16 protein-coding genes and 1 riboswitch are annotated in these 15,663 nt (G+C 38.1%); of the genes, 2 read left to right on the forward strand and 14 right to left on the reverse strand.

The window, feature by feature from the left end:
* Positions 1-119: 119 nt before the first annotated feature.
* Positions 120-317: an NETI motif-containing protein gene (locus tag BK581_RS08805; RefSeq protein WP_078577820.1), complete on the reverse strand. Its 198-nt coding sequence runs from the start codon at positions 315-317 to the stop codon at positions 120-122.
* A 996-nt stretch (positions 318-1,313) separates the two neighbouring features.
* On the opposite strand from BK581_RS08805, the gene BK581_RS08810 reads away from it, so the two are divergent.
* Entirely contained in the window at positions 1,314-3,011 is a 1,698-nt protein-coding gene (locus BK581_RS08810; protein WP_078577821.1) for an RICIN domain-containing protein, read from the forward strand.
* 748 nt (positions 3,012-3,759) lie between these two features.
* Here BK581_RS08810 and BK581_RS08815 read toward each other — a convergent pair.
* From BK581_RS08815 to BK581_RS08875, 13 genes are all read right to left on the reverse strand, one after another.
* Complete coding sequence (locus BK581_RS08815; protein ID WP_078577822.1) at positions 3,760-4,059, reverse strand: hypothetical protein; 300 nt, start codon at positions 4,057-4,059, stop codon at positions 3,760-3,762.
* A 29-nt stretch (positions 4,060-4,088) separates the two neighbouring features.
* The gene (locus BK581_RS08820; protein ID WP_078577823.1) at positions 4,089-4,310 is read right to left on the reverse strand and encodes a hypothetical protein; all 222 of its coding nucleotides are present in this window, start codon (positions 4,308-4,310) and stop codon (positions 4,089-4,091) included.
* A gap of 179 nt (positions 4,311-4,489) precedes the next feature.
* Positions 4,490-4,783 (reverse strand): hypothetical protein, encoded by a 294-nt coding sequence (locus BK581_RS08825; protein ID WP_078577824.1) that lies wholly within the window; start codon positions 4,781-4,783, stop codon positions 4,490-4,492.
* Between the two features lie 247 nt (positions 4,784-5,030).
* On the reverse strand, positions 5,031-5,297 hold the full coding sequence (locus tag BK581_RS08830) for a hypothetical protein (protein ID WP_078577825.1): 267 nt from the start codon (positions 5,295-5,297) through the stop codon (positions 5,031-5,033).
* A gap of 237 nt (positions 5,298-5,534) precedes the next feature.
* Positions 5,535-6,044: a hypothetical protein gene (locus BK581_RS08835; RefSeq protein ID WP_078577826.1), complete on the reverse strand. Its 510-nt coding sequence runs from the start codon at positions 6,042-6,044 to the stop codon at positions 5,535-5,537.
* Positions 6,045-6,058: 14 nt separating this feature from the next.
* The gene (locus BK581_RS20280) at positions 6,059-6,991 is read right to left on the reverse strand and encodes a hypothetical protein (protein WP_245828974.1); all 933 of its coding nucleotides are present in this window, start codon (positions 6,989-6,991) and stop codon (positions 6,059-6,061) included.
* 491 nt (positions 6,992-7,482) lie between these two features.
* Entirely contained in the window at positions 7,483-7,752 is a 270-nt protein-coding gene (locus BK581_RS08845; protein ID WP_078577827.1) for a hypothetical protein, read from the reverse strand.
* A gap of 9 nt (positions 7,753-7,761) precedes the next feature.
* A complete protein-coding gene (locus tag BK581_RS20285) occupies positions 7,762-9,318 on the reverse strand; it encodes a hypothetical protein (protein WP_245828977.1) in 1,557 nt (518 codons plus the stop codon).
* Positions 9,315-9,623 carry a hypothetical protein gene (locus BK581_RS08855; RefSeq protein ID WP_078577828.1) on the reverse strand — a complete coding sequence of 103 codons (309 nt, stop codon included), beginning with the start codon at positions 9,621-9,623 and terminating at the stop codon, positions 9,315-9,317. Before BK581_RS08855 ends, BK581_RS20285 begins: the two co-directional genes overlap by 4 nt.
* 269 nt (positions 9,624-9,892) lie before the next feature.
* Entirely contained in the window at positions 9,893-10,117 is a 225-nt protein-coding gene (locus tag BK581_RS08860) for a hypothetical protein (protein ID WP_078577829.1), read from the reverse strand.
* An 18-nt stretch (positions 10,118-10,135) separates the two neighbouring features.
* Positions 10,136-10,828: a DUF4176 domain-containing protein gene (locus BK581_RS08865; RefSeq protein WP_078577830.1), complete on the reverse strand. Its 693-nt coding sequence runs from the start codon at positions 10,826-10,828 to the stop codon at positions 10,136-10,138.
* A gap of 429 nt (positions 10,829-11,257) precedes the next feature.
* Positions 11,258-12,571: an NCS2 family permease gene (locus BK581_RS08870; RefSeq protein WP_078577831.1), complete on the reverse strand. Its 1,314-nt coding sequence runs from the start codon at positions 12,569-12,571 to the stop codon at positions 11,258-11,260.
* Positions 12,572-12,789: 218 nt separating this feature from the next.
* A riboswitch (purine riboswitch) is annotated at positions 12,790-12,891 on the reverse strand.
* Positions 12,892-13,239: 348 nt separating this feature from the next.
* Positions 13,240-14,115 (reverse strand): LysR family transcriptional regulator, encoded by an 876-nt coding sequence (locus BK581_RS08875; protein WP_078577832.1) that lies wholly within the window; start codon positions 14,113-14,115, stop codon positions 13,240-13,242.
* 101 nt (positions 14,116-14,216) lie between these two features.
* Between BK581_RS08875 and BK581_RS08880 the strand changes: the two genes are divergently transcribed.
* Positions 14,217-15,395 carry an MFS transporter gene (locus BK581_RS08880; RefSeq protein WP_095995541.1) on the forward strand — a complete coding sequence of 393 codons (1,179 nt, stop codon included), beginning with the start codon at positions 14,217-14,219 and terminating at the stop codon, positions 15,393-15,395.
* Positions 15,396-15,663 lie beyond the last annotated feature (268 nt).

Raw genomic sequence — 15,663 nt, forward strand, 5'->3', positions numbered from 1 at the left:
AAAGCCTCTCAATTACTTAAGCAACCGAGAGGCTTTTCACTGTAGCTACTATATTGTTTTACACTTGAGAGACACATTCAAGGCACCTAAATCTTATGTGATCCGCACATGGTTTCCAATTAGTCCATTAATTTGCCTTCAAATACAATCCTTTGATGGGACACTTCCACATCCGTTTTTCCCCCATGCTTTACTTCTTTCAATACTGGCTCTTCCATACGGCGAACTGGCATATACCCTTCAACATTCATTCTCTTTAAACAGTCATTAATCGTTTCATTTTCTTCAACGTAAAATTTCTTTTTTTTCTCAGCCAAACTACCGTTTCACCCCTTTTAACTAGTCTATAATGTCATTTTTTTGGAAATGACATTACTTTAGGCTTCAATGTCTAACAACGTGATGTCACTTTCTTTCGGATTTTTACGGGACGTTATATCTCAGATTAGCGTCCTTTAAACGTCCGCGTCGAAATAGAGGGTAGAGCTAAATCTGTATAGGCGGGAGATAACGGACGCTCATGTACTGATTGACTCGGGCCAACAGGATGGTTGTCACACAAGCGTTTCCGCAGGACGCGAAGACGTTAGCTTGTGTTCCTTATCAATGGGAGAAGAACGACGCCCCCTGATTGAAGGATCGTTTTATCAGCCGCCTATTAAATAAAACTTATTGCCTGTTAGTCGGCGACTCCTGTGGGAAGGAGCAAATCTGAAAATCCATTCTGACTGAGCTTTGTAAAGGCAGAATGAGTTGAAGATAAGCCCAACGGAAAGTGTCCCTCTGTAGTAAAAATGAGTCATATCGTTCGAAAAAAACAATATAACCATGATTTATGAAATCGACTCATAAAGGGAGACTTTCATTTTTCCCATATATCCAAAAAGTAATTGGGTCTTTTTTCTTTTTTTGAGAAAAAATATGGAATTAATTCTCCCTTAGGTTATAATAATTTATATTATATCAAAAAATAACAGACAAAGATGGCTAATAGTGGCCTTTCTCTTGCCTTTTTGTCAAAATTAGGACAAAACCTGCAGGTGAGCAGATATGGTTTACTTTTAGACAATGTCTTCTCAAAATCGCCTTATTTAGTTGATTCTCTAGATATTAAAAGTTTATTAGATTTTTAAAATGACTTTTTATTTAATAACACACACATAGATACCCTCAGATGAGACTTCTTTTATACTCCTCAACAATGTAATCGCTTTCATATAAAGATAGCATACAAAAATGTAATCGCAAAAAAAATGCCACTTATTGTACTTCATGAATTAAACATAGAATTCAAAAAAGGGAGAGGGTTTAGTATGAGAAAAGTTGGTTTGGCAGTCAAGATTCTGTTAGTGATGATGTTGGTGTTCCCTGCTTTGTTAAGCAGTAACCAAGCATATGCTTGGACGGATATGCCAATGAGTAAGCTTCATGTGGATGGCAATCAATTAGTGAACAGTGATGGACAACCAGTTGTATTAAGTGGTTGGCATCAGCCTTCAGGTTCTTATTGGACATACCAAAGCAGTAATTACTATTTGGATAGAAATGGCGGTAATCGGCACGCGGCAAATTTAGAGTACTTGAAAGATATTAGTGATACTTTTACGGACACATCTCCTAAATATGGAAATGATCATGGCTGGTATATGAATCAAGTGCGGTTGTTCATCGACCGAGAAGATATGGGGGATGTGGCAGCCGGGACATACAATTTTGAAGGGTTACAAAAAGTGACTGAAAATGTGATTATTCCATATGTTGAATATGCAAAGACAAAAGGGTTATATGTTACACTCGGCCTTGATTTCACGATTCTTGATGATAAGGCGACAACGCAATCAAACCTTGATAAGTTTAATGAAATTTGGGAATATCTTGCCTCACACCCATCCTTAAAAAGTGCAGACCATGTTATGTTTGAAATTGTTAATGAACCAGTTCTTTCATATGCAAATGGGAAATGGGGTGGGCATCCGTCAGATCCAGATTTTGAAGCTCACTGGGATGCTCTCGTAGATTTCCAAAACTCTATTATTTCTACAATTAGAAACCAAGGTGCAGATAACGTTATTTGGGCTGCTGGACTTGGTTGGGATCAATACTATCAATTATGTGCTTCCAACCCACTGACAGATCCATTAAATAATACTGGCTATGCCGTTCATTGGTACCCTGGGTATGGTGCTAATGATGATTACTCAACTTTACAACAACAATGGGATACAAATATTAAACCATGCGCAGATCACTATCCTATTAATATAACGGAGACTACATGGTATAAATGGTTACCAGGAGACCCTGAATATTGGCGTTTATTCGATGGAACGAATGAAGGATTCGGGAAGAATACAAAAGCTATTTTTACAGATGCAGGAAATGTCAGTATCGCTGTTCATATGAATGGTTTCATACTGGAACCTGGTCCGAGAAGCTCATTTGCAGATCCGACTGCCGGCCTAAAATACGACGGTGATGCGGAACGTGATGGTATGGCACGTTTTCTCTTTGATTGGTATTACGAACGCGCACAGCTCTATCCTTGGAACGGGGTATGGAATGGCGTTCATTCTGGCTCCACCTATAAACTACAAAATCGTGCATCGGGGAAAATGATTGACGTACCTGGAGGAGAAAATACTAGCCACCTTCAGCTCCAACAATGGGCCGATAATGGGGCTACAGCACAACAATGGGTCCTGGATGATATGGGCGAATATACTAATTATTACAGGCTGCAAAGTGTTAGCTCGTCTGATAACAAAGTGATGGATGTACGTAATGGCACAAGCAATAATGGAGAAGCCATTCAGTTAATGACTGATTTTCAAAATAGTGCCCAACAGTTCAGATTAATCAAGCTCAGCAATGGTTACTGGAGTATTCTTAATGTGAACAGTAATAAGGCAGTGGAGGTTGCTAACTCCTCATCAGCAGACGGCGCCCTTATCCAGCAAAATATGTACCGTGGAGATTTACACCAGCAATGGGATTTGATTAGAGTTGATTAATTCTATAAAAGAATCTGATGTTAAGTAGAAACTGTTAGATCAGTTTAAAACGCCAAAAGTTTATGTATGGGCCCCATGGGGTCCATACATTAAAACAAGCTAGTCTTTTTCTTGCCCTTCTATGATAAAGTAAAATATTTGGAAATTCCAGAGGGTTGTTATTATGCAAAGTTAGTTTTGACATCACCTGAGTTTTCTCCCACTGCCAGGGCTTTTTCCTACCGGCTATTACTTATTGAATGAATGTCTTCATTCAAAATAAGTTGTCAACATTCGAATCATGACTGTGACCTTCACTCCAGACGGACGCTTTCCCGAGGGCTTGTCTTCAGCTAACTTTTGCTCGGTTAACCCTCGCAAAAGTGGATCTTCAGACTGCGCTTAATCCTCCGGGAGTCGTTGTCTTACGTTTCAGTCACTTTTTATATTCTCATAATTAAAATTTACGACATATTATTCGTGTCCCTGCTTTTTAAACGAATAGCGAGTATTATACGACCGTCTTTAGTAAGAGTACAATGTTCATTCCAATTATAAATACGTTAATTGAACTAGAGCTTACTGAAGTATAATATTTACAAGACTTTTGAAGAGGTGTCTAAAGCAATGGTGAGTACATTCATATAATATCAAAAACGACCTTAGCCCTATGCAATATACAGCTAAAGCCGCTTAATTCGTTTTATTATTTCCACTGTCTACTTGACAGCTGGCAGTTCATAGAGCCACTCAAGGTAATAAAAAAGTATCACTTTGAATTCGGTATCTGATGTAACATGATTTCTAATTTATCTAACTCAATTACTAACGGTTCATCGTAACTTTCTGTTATATCGGTATCAAAGTATGCCCTTAAAGCTCCTTTTAATCTGGAATTTTCGCCTAATCCAGTAGTATCGCTACTTTCAGTTGTACTCTTTAATAATTCTTTTAGCCTACCTAATAATGTATCCAAGAATTTATGGTCTCTCTGTTTCTTTTTTTTGTTAACTAAATCTATAACCTTTTGTGTTTGAACCCTAACATTATTTAATTCCTCACTCTGCATAATAAGCCCTCCTATTGGATGGTATGGCTCTAACTTCCTTTATCCAGTGTCCGCCCTGTACTACTCACATCACCTAGGATGCTACCCGACTGAAGGGCCTTCCCTCCGGCGAGGCTCACTAACACATCCGCTGCGATATAGCCGCTTGCATACATGATGCCTTCTTCTTCCCACGTATCGGATATGGATTGCCCGATTGATTCCACGATGATAAACGGGTCTTCGAGGAGTTGTTTCGTAACTTCTGTCAAACCGTCTTTTATGCTGGCTGCTTTGTCTTTAAGAAAAGCAGGTTCGATTTTGTGAAAGAAGGCACTGTGAATGATGACTAAAATCTTCAGTTAAAAAGCACCTGATTCCTAGAAGGTATCAAGTGCTTGTTATGAATTAACAATTAGGTATTCTATTTTTTCTTTCTAAAAAAGCTACGTTAATTTTTACTTAGATACCACAATTTATCATTTAATTCGCTAAGAGATTTATTAACCTTTATTCTTTCCTTCTCGTCCTCATTCCAAATATGAAAATCAGTTAATCCCCCTCTAACAGGATAAAGATTATCTATTAAGCCCTTAACTCTCTCCTTCTTTGATTCATCACTTTCATTAGAATTTATAACATCCAAAATCTCTTTTAGTATATCTATTTGATGATAAATTTGACCATTGTTATATTGTTTCAATAAAGATAATAGTTGAATTACTGTATTTTCTATTTGATTCATTACAGTATCAACTCCACATTATTTATCGATTAGGATAATTTTACTCCTTATAGGTTCCATGTAAAATCAGATTCGATTTTGTAAGGAAAATACTGTTAATGACGGCTAAAATCTTTAGTTAAAAAAACCTGATTCCTAGAAGGTATCAAGTGCTTGTTAAACAATCAAGTAATATTTCCTCTAAATTTCTTGAACATTTTTATTGATTCTTGCTTGATTGATTAATAATTTTTACAGAATCTAAATTTTAATTAGCTCTCATACGCTCATTATAGTCACCTTTCCATATAAAATAGTCAGATAAACCAATATGAGGATGATTTATTTTTTTATAAATATTAATTAATCGATCATATAGTTGTTCTAAATTATCTCTTCTGGCTTTGCCATCTATAAACTCATCTATCGATTTTATACTAGATTCTAATTGTTTAATTATAAATTGTGCTTCATTATCATCCTCTTTTTCTAATATTGTGATTAATTGTCGATATATTTCTTTATCCTTTTTCATATAAACCTCCTTTGTTACGAATCCTGTCGTTCTTGTGGATCATAGCAATTTGACTAGCAATCAGAGGGGAATTTAAAAAACGATGGCTTAATTAGTCCACCGTTCTCTTTAACATCTCGCGTTATTTTAATATAAATTGCTTTTCCTCATCTAAAAGTTCCCCAAGCAGTTTTAATAGAGTTAAGAATTAAAAGTGTTCAGAAGATAGCTTATAATAAACATTTGGGTTATTTGCGTTCATTTCAGTGCTTCTTCTAATATATTTATATCAGGTTCTAACATACCACTTACTATTACGCCACAAACCATGTTGTTTTCATCTAAAGCAAATCCCACATTATCATTTTGTACAACCGAAACAGTCTCACTTTCTGAAAATGAGATGAATACCTTATCCCTCCCTATATAAACGTTCAATTCCCCATTTTCATCTATATATGTCTTATCATTAAATTCTTCAATCTGAAAATTAGGTGTGCCATTTATCAAAGTTATATTTTTCATATTACAGTCCAAAGTTTCCATATGGTGTACGTTCTCACTCAGAGTTAGTGTAATAGAGCGAATATTCCCTGTATATTTCCCTACTCCTATTTCAATTAAAGATTTCTTAAAATCCCCGGTTCTCCAATATATTGTTGGTTCTTTTGATATATTCCAATTACCAAATTCTATATTAATGGGTGTATAAACATCATATTCAATATTTACAGACTCACTTTCTTTATATTTTGTTACTTTTAACATAATCATGTCCCCTTTTAAGGCATATATACAGCGTGCTTTATAACTGGTAGTAATCCGTCCCCACGAGGTTTACTAAATATTAATTCCCAATTACCTACTTTCATTATTTCTTCATATTTAATGCCTGACTTAACAGCATTTTTTACAGAAGTTTGGAAACTCGATAATAACGTTTGACTATTTATTGGTATACCATGTGTTGTGGCATCTCTTGTTATATACTCGACCATATGTTTTGTTCCATTAGGATGTACCCAGAACTTTTCGCCATCAACTACTAATTCAAATGATTTTGGTATCTTTGTTCCATCATAAAGTGGTTGAGTAATTTTTATGTTTTCCCACACTGTACCGTCATCTAAAACACGAACTGTACCCTTAACCACATCCTCAACCCTATCAACCTGCTTCGCCACATCCCCTGCTTTGTCCAGTGCTTGGGTCGTGTCACCTAGTTTGTCCAGTGTCCGCCCTGTACGACTCACATCACCTAGGATGCTACCCGACTGAAGGGCCTTCCCTCCGGCGATGCTCACTAAAACATCCGCTGCTATATAGCCGCTTGCATACATGATGCCTTCTTCTTCCCACGTATCGGATATGGACTGCCCGATTGATTCCACGATAATAAACGGGTCTTCGAGGAGTTGCTTCGTGACTTCTGTCAAACCGTCTTTTATACTGTCAGCTTTGTCTTTAAGAAAAGCAGGTTCAATGTCGTCAGGTATGATGTCTGAGATGACTAGGATAAGGCCATTACGGGCTAATACGAGTACGCCTTCTACTAAATCTACTAGACCGGCTACGAGTCCTTTAATAAAGTCGACACTTCCGACTAGCGTTTTTTTAAAGCTTTCCACAATGGCTTCCCACATGGAGGTATACTTCTTCTTAATGTCTTTCGCTTTCTTACTATAGTCATCGTCCGTGTTTTCAAATGGTTTCACTTTCGAGTTGTACAGATAAGATAATTATTGAATGAATGTCATCATTCAAATTAAGATGTGAAGATTCGAATAATGACTGTGATCTTCACTCCAGACGGTCGCTTTCCCGAGGGCTTGTCTTCAGCTAACTTTTGCTCGGTTAACCCTCGCAAAAGTGGATCTTCAGACTGCGCTTAATCCTCCGGGAGTCGCCGTCTTACGTTTCAGTCACTTTTTGCATCCTCATAATTAAAATTTACGACATATTATCAGTTATAATTGTGGATGTGCAACCTTTATCCATTTGTTACTTGCCTTTGTGTCGAGACTCGTAGATAACCAACAACGTTCAATTACTCACCCTCCCGTTATATAAAATGAACCTTCAATCAGTGGGAGTTTTACGGGCGCTTATCTGTGATAAATTTTAATTTTGTAACATTTGCCAATAAAAAACCGTGAAAGGCTTTTTATATTAGCCAATCAAGGTTTAGGTGTAAATTTCTAATATGTTATAATAACTCTTTTAGTAAGTTTTCTGCCTTGTGCAATTCTTTTAACAAGGGATTTTCATAGTCATTATAACTATCCATATAGGCTCTAACGCCACCAATAATATTTATTGTATTTAAATCTTTATTATTCTCAATAATCTCCAGCGCGTTCTTGTATCTTTTATATATTAATTGAAAAATATCTTTTTTTATTTCGTTAGAATATTCTTTTTCAAGAATATTTATTACCGTTTTAACCTGTCTAGTTAATTGCTCTTTCTTATCCATAAAATCCTCCTATTTACTCGGAACTTTTCTTATATCTTTTATCCATTCGGATGGCCACCCTTGTGGTAGAAGAATTTGGTCACCATCACCTTTTAGTAAAGCGCCTGTTTTTGTATATTGCTTTTCAACTCTACCTATATTTAGGATTTCTCCTTTTGGAACTTCAATTACTGCCTCAAACTCTCTGGTGTTTTTCCAATCCGGAACTAAAGCAGTATCTATTTTCGCATTTATTCTATTACCAGCTGGACTAGTAGTTACAAATGAACCATTCGATTTTGCTCCACCACCATAAGTTCTATAGAAAGTAATATTTTCTTCAGTAATCACAGTCCTATAATTACTATCAGTAAATGAACCCCTTATCCAATCAGATAAATCCACTTTATCAATTACTTTTACTTTATCGTCTATACTCGTTGAATACTTTCCAAAATTGACACTATTACCCGTCCCCTTAACCACATCCTCAACCCTATCAACCTGCTTCGCCACATCCCCTGCTTTGTCCAGTGCTTGGGTCGTGTCACCTAGTTTGTCCAGTGTCCGCCCTGTACGACTCACATCACCTAGGATGCTACCCGACTGAAGGGCCTTCCCTCCGGCGAGGCTCACTAACACATCCGCTGCGATATAGCCGCTTGCATACATGATGCCTTCTTCTTCCCACGTATCGGATATGGACTGCCCGATTGATTCCACGATAATAAATGGGTCTTCGAGGAGTTGCTTCGTAACTTCTTTAAAACCGTCTTTTATGCTGTCTGCTTTGTCTTTAAGAAAAGCAGGTTCAATTTCGTCAGGTATGATGTCTGAGACAACTAGGATAAGGCCATTACCGACTAATACGAGTACGCCTTCTACTAAATCTACTAGACCGGCTACGAGTCCTTTAATAAAGTCGACACTCCCGACTAGCGTTTTTTTAAAGCTTTCCACAATGGCTTCCCACATGGAGGTATACTTCTTCTTAATGTCTTTCGCTTTCTTACTATAGTCATCGTCCGTGTTTTCAAATGGTTTCACTTTCGAGTTGTACAGATCCCAAAGGTTGTCCATTTTACTAGACATCGTCTGATTCGTCTCTCTTATTTTATCACGAATCAGTTCTAATTTCGCTTTATTATGACTGCTCGCTTCCCGGGCTTCCTGTGATAGGTCCCCAAGGTTAAGAATGGATGGGGTTCGCTGAGTGGCAAAGACAGCGTTCATTGTATGTTGCGAAATGCCTCCCTCGATTTGGCATAAGTTAAACCAAATATCATTGCGGTCAACACGCATCATCGCCTGCCTGGCCACTGGCGTGATATAAGCCGTCGTATCCGTCACATAACCATCAAATAACGTGAGAAGGTCTGTCACTTGCTCCGCATACTCACTTATTGTGTCCTCTGACTCTGCTATCTTCTCTTCCCACGCGTCAATAGCTTCCCCTTCATTGCTTTTCATATAAACTTTCAGCTGGTGAAGGGACGTTTCCATCGTTTGGAGCGCTTGATGATAAACATTTAATTGCTCGACAATATCATCTAAAATACCGTAATTAATCTTTAAATCACGTATCATCTCTTGCCACCTTGTATGGCCTGACTTAGCGCCTCATCTTGTTCTTTCATCCCTGTTAAAATGCTTTCACCACATGCATGTAAGTTCGTTAGTTGGTCGAGTAAATCCGACTTTACATCATCGCGCATATTCGTCAAGAGCTCACTGGCTTTACTTGCAAAATCAGATTGAAAACCATCTAATTGATCCCGCGTTTGTGTACGAAATGTCGTCGTATAACTTTCAAAGTCTTCCATGCTTGCTTTTAAATTATCAAGAATCATTGCTAATTGGATCGTATCTAATTTAATTTTTCCATTTCCCACATCTTACAACACCTTTCTTGTTAAGACATCCCATCACTTTTATCACAAATAATCGTCCTTAAACTCCGCGTGAAAATCGATTGCGGAGTTAAATCTATTTAGGCGGGAGATAACGGACGCTAAAGTCCTGATTGACTCGTGCCAACAGGATGTTGGTCACACAAGCTTTTTCGCAGGACGCGAAGACGTTAGCTTGTGTTCCTTATCAGTGGGTGAAGAACGAAAATTTCCACTGATTGAAGGTTCGTTTTATGTCACATCACCATAACTCATTTAAAATGAACGCCCGATACATACGTTTTAAGCGCCTCTATTTCCTTAATCATCTCGACGACAATCTCTTCCATCTCTTCTTGCACGGAGGCATTCTCTAAATCCATATCTAAGTAGTTTTTCTCAATGGCTCGTTGTATTTTAGCTAAATTATCAACAACACCACTCGAAAAGCCTGATCCGTGCACAATCTTTTGACAAAAACTTGCATCATATAACACGTGTTCCTCACCCTTGCATTAATTTTTAGTCAATTCTGTTTGTAGCTGTGTCATTGCCTTAGGAGAAAATTCAAGGGAGGTCATCCCTCTATCTAGAATTAATTCTCTCTTCATCATCAGTTCAAAAGCTAATTCACTGTCATCTTTATACCCTCGCTGAATCACATTTTTGATCAACGGTGCTGTGAAGTGCACATGGGCGTTTGCTTTCACTTCCCCGACTGGATAGACGACACCTTTATAAGGAAAGTACGTCGTATACCCTTTTGGCGCAATAAAACGTCCTGTGATGACAAGTAACGTGGGAGAATCTGTTTTCTCGCTCGGTTTAAAGTAAAGAGGGTCTAATTCGACAACAGACCCTAACGGCAAGACCTCTCTCACCATTTCTAACGTTACTGCAAGATACGAGGCATAGTGTTCACTATTAAAGGACACAGATGCTTGTTTGAAACGCATCGTATGGTCGTTCCCTTTTCTTTCGTAGACAAGCTCATCCCCATGATGCGAGAGCGTCAATGAACCCACGCCTTGTCGATAAGCCTGATATAACTGTGTCACTATCTGTGGATCGCTAATAAAAACATCCTGTAGCGCCACTAACACTCCTTTCCCGTCGTCACTTCCAGCCTGTTCTAACGGGAGAATCATCTGTTCGATGGCGTCTGTTAACAATTCTTTTAGTTGAAAATCGCGATTGATGTTCATCATTTATGGCGCCTACTTTCTGTTATCATCTATCATTTAAGCTAATAGCCGTTCTAATTTAATAGTAAGGTCTTTCTTCAAATAAATGACCTTATTATCTAGAAATTAATACCACTATTAAACATCTTCTTTATATTAAGGAAAATCTACCTTTGGGTAAATAAGGAAATAGACATGTTTCTACTAATAATTGAGTGAAATTCTAGAGAAACAGGCATAAAGGAGTGGGTCTATTGGCCAATTCTATCACGTGGGGATCGTCAATAAGGGTGGGGGCACTTCCATGAATCTTCATAACGGACATGGGCTAAGTTGTGCACCACATAGTATGGGTGTTTTGAGATACTAATCCTTTGAAAGTTCGTTTTCATTTAAAAACACAAAAAACCCGCATCTCCTCATAGTTTAGGGAGATGCGGGAATGATTGAACATTATTCACCAAGGAAAACAAAATATAAAATAAAGATGACAAACAATCCGTACATAATCGGGTGAACGTCTTTAGCCCGTCCTTTACATACCATCGTGACCGGATACATTATAAATCCTAGAGCAATCCCTGTGGCAATACTGTAAGTTAACGGCATCGCCAACACTGTGAAGAAGGACGGCACAGCAATTTCGAATTTTTTCCAATCAATATCTGCTAATGCGCCTGCCATAAGCACCCCGACAATGATTAACGCAGGGGCTGTCACAGAGTTCGTGACGACAACGAGTAATGGTGAGAAAAAGAGTGCTACGATGAATAATAACCCTGTTACGACTGAAGCAAACCCTGAACGAGCACCAGCTGCAATACCTGATGACGATTCGATGTAAGCAGTTGTCGTTGATGTTCCTAGTAAAGCACCGATAGACGTAGCCGAAGAATCCGCAATTAACGCCCGTTGTGCCCGTGGTAGCTTATTATCCTTTACAAACCCTGCTTGGTTGGCAACCGCATACAACGTTCCTGCCGTATCAAAAAAGTCTACGAATAAGAATGTCAAAATAACAATGAATAATTGCAAGGTGAAAACTTCCCCAAAGGCCATTTCTCCAAAAGGTGCGAAGATCGCTCCAAACGTCGGAGAAATACTTGGAATAGACCCTATTATTTGGTTAGGCAATGGTACCGTACCAAAAATCATCCCTACCACTGCTGTCAAAATCATCCCGTAAAAAATACCGCCTTTAATACCTAATGTAATGAATATGACAGTGACAACTATGCCGAAAATAGCTAACAATGTTGCCGGATCGCCTAAATGACCTAGTTCAACTAATGTGGATTCAGATCCAACGACAATACCAGCATTTTTTAAACCGATAAAGGCAATAAACAATCCAATCCCTGCTCCAGCGGCATATTTTAATTCTGCTGGAATGGCGTTAATAACGATTTCCCGAACACCAACTACTGTAATAAGAATAAATACAAGACCTGAAATAAAAACACCTAATAATGCCGTTTCCCAAGGGATTCCCATGCCTATTACAACGGTATACGTAAAAAAGGCGTTAAGGCCCATCCCTGGCGCTAAAGCGATTGGGTAACGGGCTAGTACCCCCATAATAATCGTACCGATTGCTGCCGCAAGAGCTGTCGCTACGTATACGGCTCCTTCGTCCATCCCTGCATCAGCAAGAATAGATGGATTGACAAATAAAATATAAGCCATTGCTAAAAATGTTGTAAGACCGCCAATCATCTCACGGCGGTAATTCGTCCCTAACTCATCAAAACGAAAATAACGATCCATCTTTTTACCTCTCCCCATTTCACATTTTTTCTGTCTCTTTATAATTGCTAGATACACTGATCAGACTCCAGAAAAACAACCGTTTTCTTTCCAATCAAAAAGCTCCCATCCCTACGAGGAGGAACAAGAGCTTTACATCAGTTTCACTAGTTAAACGACATGTCCTACCCAAGCACAAGCTAAATAGACAGAAAAACTCTGTTTATCTAACTTTCCCTGTGAACGAACATATCATTCGTAGTCGAGCTATTTACGGCAGCTCGGTAGAAACTTAAGGGCCCTATTCCCAAAATTATACGAATTTATGACAGATAAATATCATTTCAGTAATCTACTAGTATAACAGGTTCGATAAAGGGATGCCTTATAGAGAAACATGTTCACCTGTTAGACCATCCACTTTCTATCATTTAACCCTGTTACCGTTACACTAATACACAAAATTCTAACAAGGACTTTGCCAACTGTCAAGGCAAAAAACGAATATTAATTTCGATAATAAGGTTAATATTCGTTTTTAGAAGCCTTATCAGAGGATAACACCTTTGTTAATCATGATATTACAATGTAATACAGTTAATAGCGCAAGTCCACTATTTATATAGAAGGATCGTTATAAATGGCACTACTGCCAGCATTTTTTCGAAAAAAACTTACCGCCCACCCATTTAATATTGTTGAAAAACATGTTGAGCTGTCGTAACAAATTCCTTTACAGCTGGAGATGCATTGGCAATAGATTGACAGGCAAGGGCTACTTCACGACTGTTTTTTATCGTTAACTTACTCACCTTTATATTTTGCTGAGTCTTTAAAAATAGTTCTGGACCAATTGTAACGCCCAGTCCTTCTTGAACCATATTCGCAATAGTTGTACAGTCGTGCACTTCAAACAGAATTGTTGGTTCGATGTTTGCCTCTTTAAACAATGCCTCTACATGGGATTGATACATCCCTGTCGGCATAATAAAAGACTCATCAATTAATTCATGCATATCTATTGTTTCTTTCAGTTGGAATCGATGATCTGGGTGGTAAGCTACCACCATTTCGTCTTTTATGAGTGGCACTACATCAAAATCTTGGGTTGAGCCGTCCTTTACGACAAACCCAATGTCGATAATACCTGACTTTAACCATTCTGTAATTTCTTCATACGTGCCTTCGAAAAATTTGAATTCTATGTTAGGGTGTTTCTTCTGAAATTTCGCTAGCAACTTAGGCAATAAGCAGGAAGATGCACTTGCAAACGTCCCAACACGAATGATACCCGTTTCTAAGTTTGTCACTAAGGCTACTTCTTGGTTAATGACTTCCATTCTTTTCAGTACTTCCCTAATGTGTGGCAGAATTTTTTGCCCTACGTCTGTTAACGTTATCCCTTTTTTACGATCACGAATTAACAGCGAAACACCCCATTCAGATTCCAAACTGGCAACTGCATGGCTCACTGCTGATTGCGTCATATTTAACTTTTCAGCGGTTGCTGTAAAGCTCCCTAACTCGATCACTGTTGCGACAATTTCAAAGCGAATAAAGCTCATGAGTTATTACTCATCTCCTCCATCAAAAACATCAATTTTACTCATGTTATCACAGCGTTTAAAATTAAAGCAACTTTTGAAATATGAAGGAGATGTAAAAGTTGAACAAGAAAATAAATAACTTAACGATTATTCTATTAGCTTTAGGGGCATTTGTAACCGGAACATCGGAGTTCGTGGTGTCTGGCATTTTGGAACTGATTTCTTTTGATTTAAATATATCCATCTCACTGGCTGGTCAGTTAATAGCTATCTATTCTCTCTTTTATGCCGTCGGGGCATTATTTTGGGTTATGCTAACGGCTAAATTTGATCGTAAAAAGGTGCTTTTATCTGCTATTTTTATATTTATTTTAGGTAATCTCATGGCATTTGTTAGCTACAGTTATACATTACTCATGTTATCAAGAGTGGTTATGGCCATGAGTGGCGGATTGTACATTGTCGTTGCCACCAATTACGCCGCTCACATCGCGGTTCCCGAAAAAAGAGGGAGTGCCATGGCAACAGTCATTACCGGTTTTACTGTTTCATTAGTCCTTGGCGTCCCGATTGGAACATTTTTAGCTGGCTATTTAGATTGGCATTACATTTTTCTTATTATTGCTCTCGGTACAGTTTTTTTGTTAGCAGCCCTTTATAAATTATTACCTAACATAAAAACCAATCCACCACTGCCATTCAAACAACAGCTGCAAATTATTAAAGACAAACGGGTCCTTACGGGATTAATGACGACGATTTTTTGGATATTAGGTTATACGATGGTTTTTGCCTACATTTCCCCATTGTTAAGTCATGCTGCTAGTTTTTCAATAGAGATGACGAGTGTTGCTTTATTCATATTAGGCACGTTTGCTTTTATCGGCTCACGTTTTGGCGGTTACGCAGTCGACAAATGGGGACCAAATCACACGATATCTCTAAGCTTATGCGTTCATATTATCGCTTTATTTGTCCTAACATTTACACAATACTCACAGATAGGGGTATTTATCACATTGGCTATTTGGGGTGTGGCAGCGTGGACCACAACACCAGCAAAGCAATTTTATTTGATTTCACTAAAACCACACGCCTCTGAAACAGTATTAAGTTTTAATACTGCATTAATGAATATCGGTATGATGTTGGGATCTGCATTAGGCGGTCTCATCATTCAATATATGCCTATCGTCAATTTAAGTTGGATTGCAGGTTCATTCGTGATCATCGCTTTTCTTTTTATTAAGTGTTCTTTCTATTTAAACAAAACAAAGGTGATTTTGCAGCACATATAGTGGCCTTTATGTCATCATTTTCGTTATCTGTATCCAGAATATGAAGTCAATGATTTGAAGGGTCGTCAATGATAGTTAAATCATGCTTATATTCGTCCCGGCATCCGCATTTACCTTGAGGGTGACGGGCGAAAAACATAAGCAGGTGTTAATTAATTTCCTACAGTCTGGAAAGATAAAATCAGTTGGTGATTGACGGATGGCCCGTGAGCCCCTCTCATATCTTCAAGTTAAAGCGACGTTCAACAAGTGATTGGCCGATGTCCCT

It is taken from the genome of Salipaludibacillus agaradhaerens (genome assembly GCF_002019735.1).
GTDB classification, from domain to species: Bacteria; Bacillota; Bacilli; order Bacillales; family Salisediminibacteriaceae; genus Salipaludibacillus; species Salipaludibacillus agaradhaerens.

What these genes read in the sequence shown, in the direction of transcription:
- BK581_RS08810 (WP_078577821.1), top strand. Translation starts at nt 1,314, where the DNA reads ATGAGAAAAGTTGGTTTGGCAGTCAAGATTCTGTTAGTGATGATGTTG.
- BK581_RS08815 (WP_078577822.1), bottom strand. Translation starts at nt 4,059, where the DNA reads ATGCAGAGTGAGGAATTAAATAATGTTAGGGTTCAAACACAAAAGGTT.
- BK581_RS08825 (WP_078577824.1), bottom strand. Translation starts at nt 4,783, where the DNA reads ATGAATCAAATAGAAAATACAGTAATTCAACTATTATCTTTATTGAAA.
- BK581_RS08830 (WP_078577825.1), bottom strand. Translation starts at nt 5,297, where the DNA reads ATGAAAAAGGATAAAGAAATATATCGACAATTAATCACAATATTAGAA.
- BK581_RS08835 (WP_078577826.1), bottom strand. Translation starts at nt 6,044, where the DNA reads ATGTTAAAAGTAACAAAATATAAAGAAAGTGAGTCTGTAAATATTGAA.
- BK581_RS08845 (WP_078577827.1), bottom strand. Translation starts at nt 7,752, where the DNA reads ATGGATAAGAAAGAGCAATTAACTAGACAGGTTAAAACGGTAATAAAT.
- BK581_RS20285 (WP_245828977.1), bottom strand. Translation starts at nt 9,318, where the DNA reads ATGATACGTGATTTAAAGATTAATTACGGTATTTTAGATGATATTGTC.
- BK581_RS08865 (WP_078577830.1), bottom strand. Translation starts at nt 10,828, where the DNA reads ATGATGAACATCAATCGCGATTTTCAACTAAAAGAATTGTTAACAGAC.
- BK581_RS08870 (WP_078577831.1), bottom strand. Translation starts at nt 12,571, where the DNA reads ATGGATCGTTATTTTCGTTTTGATGAGTTAGGGACGAATTACCGCCGT.
- BK581_RS08875 (WP_078577832.1), bottom strand. Translation starts at nt 14,115, where the DNA reads ATGAGCTTTATTCGCTTTGAAATTGTCGCAACAGTGATCGAGTTAGGG.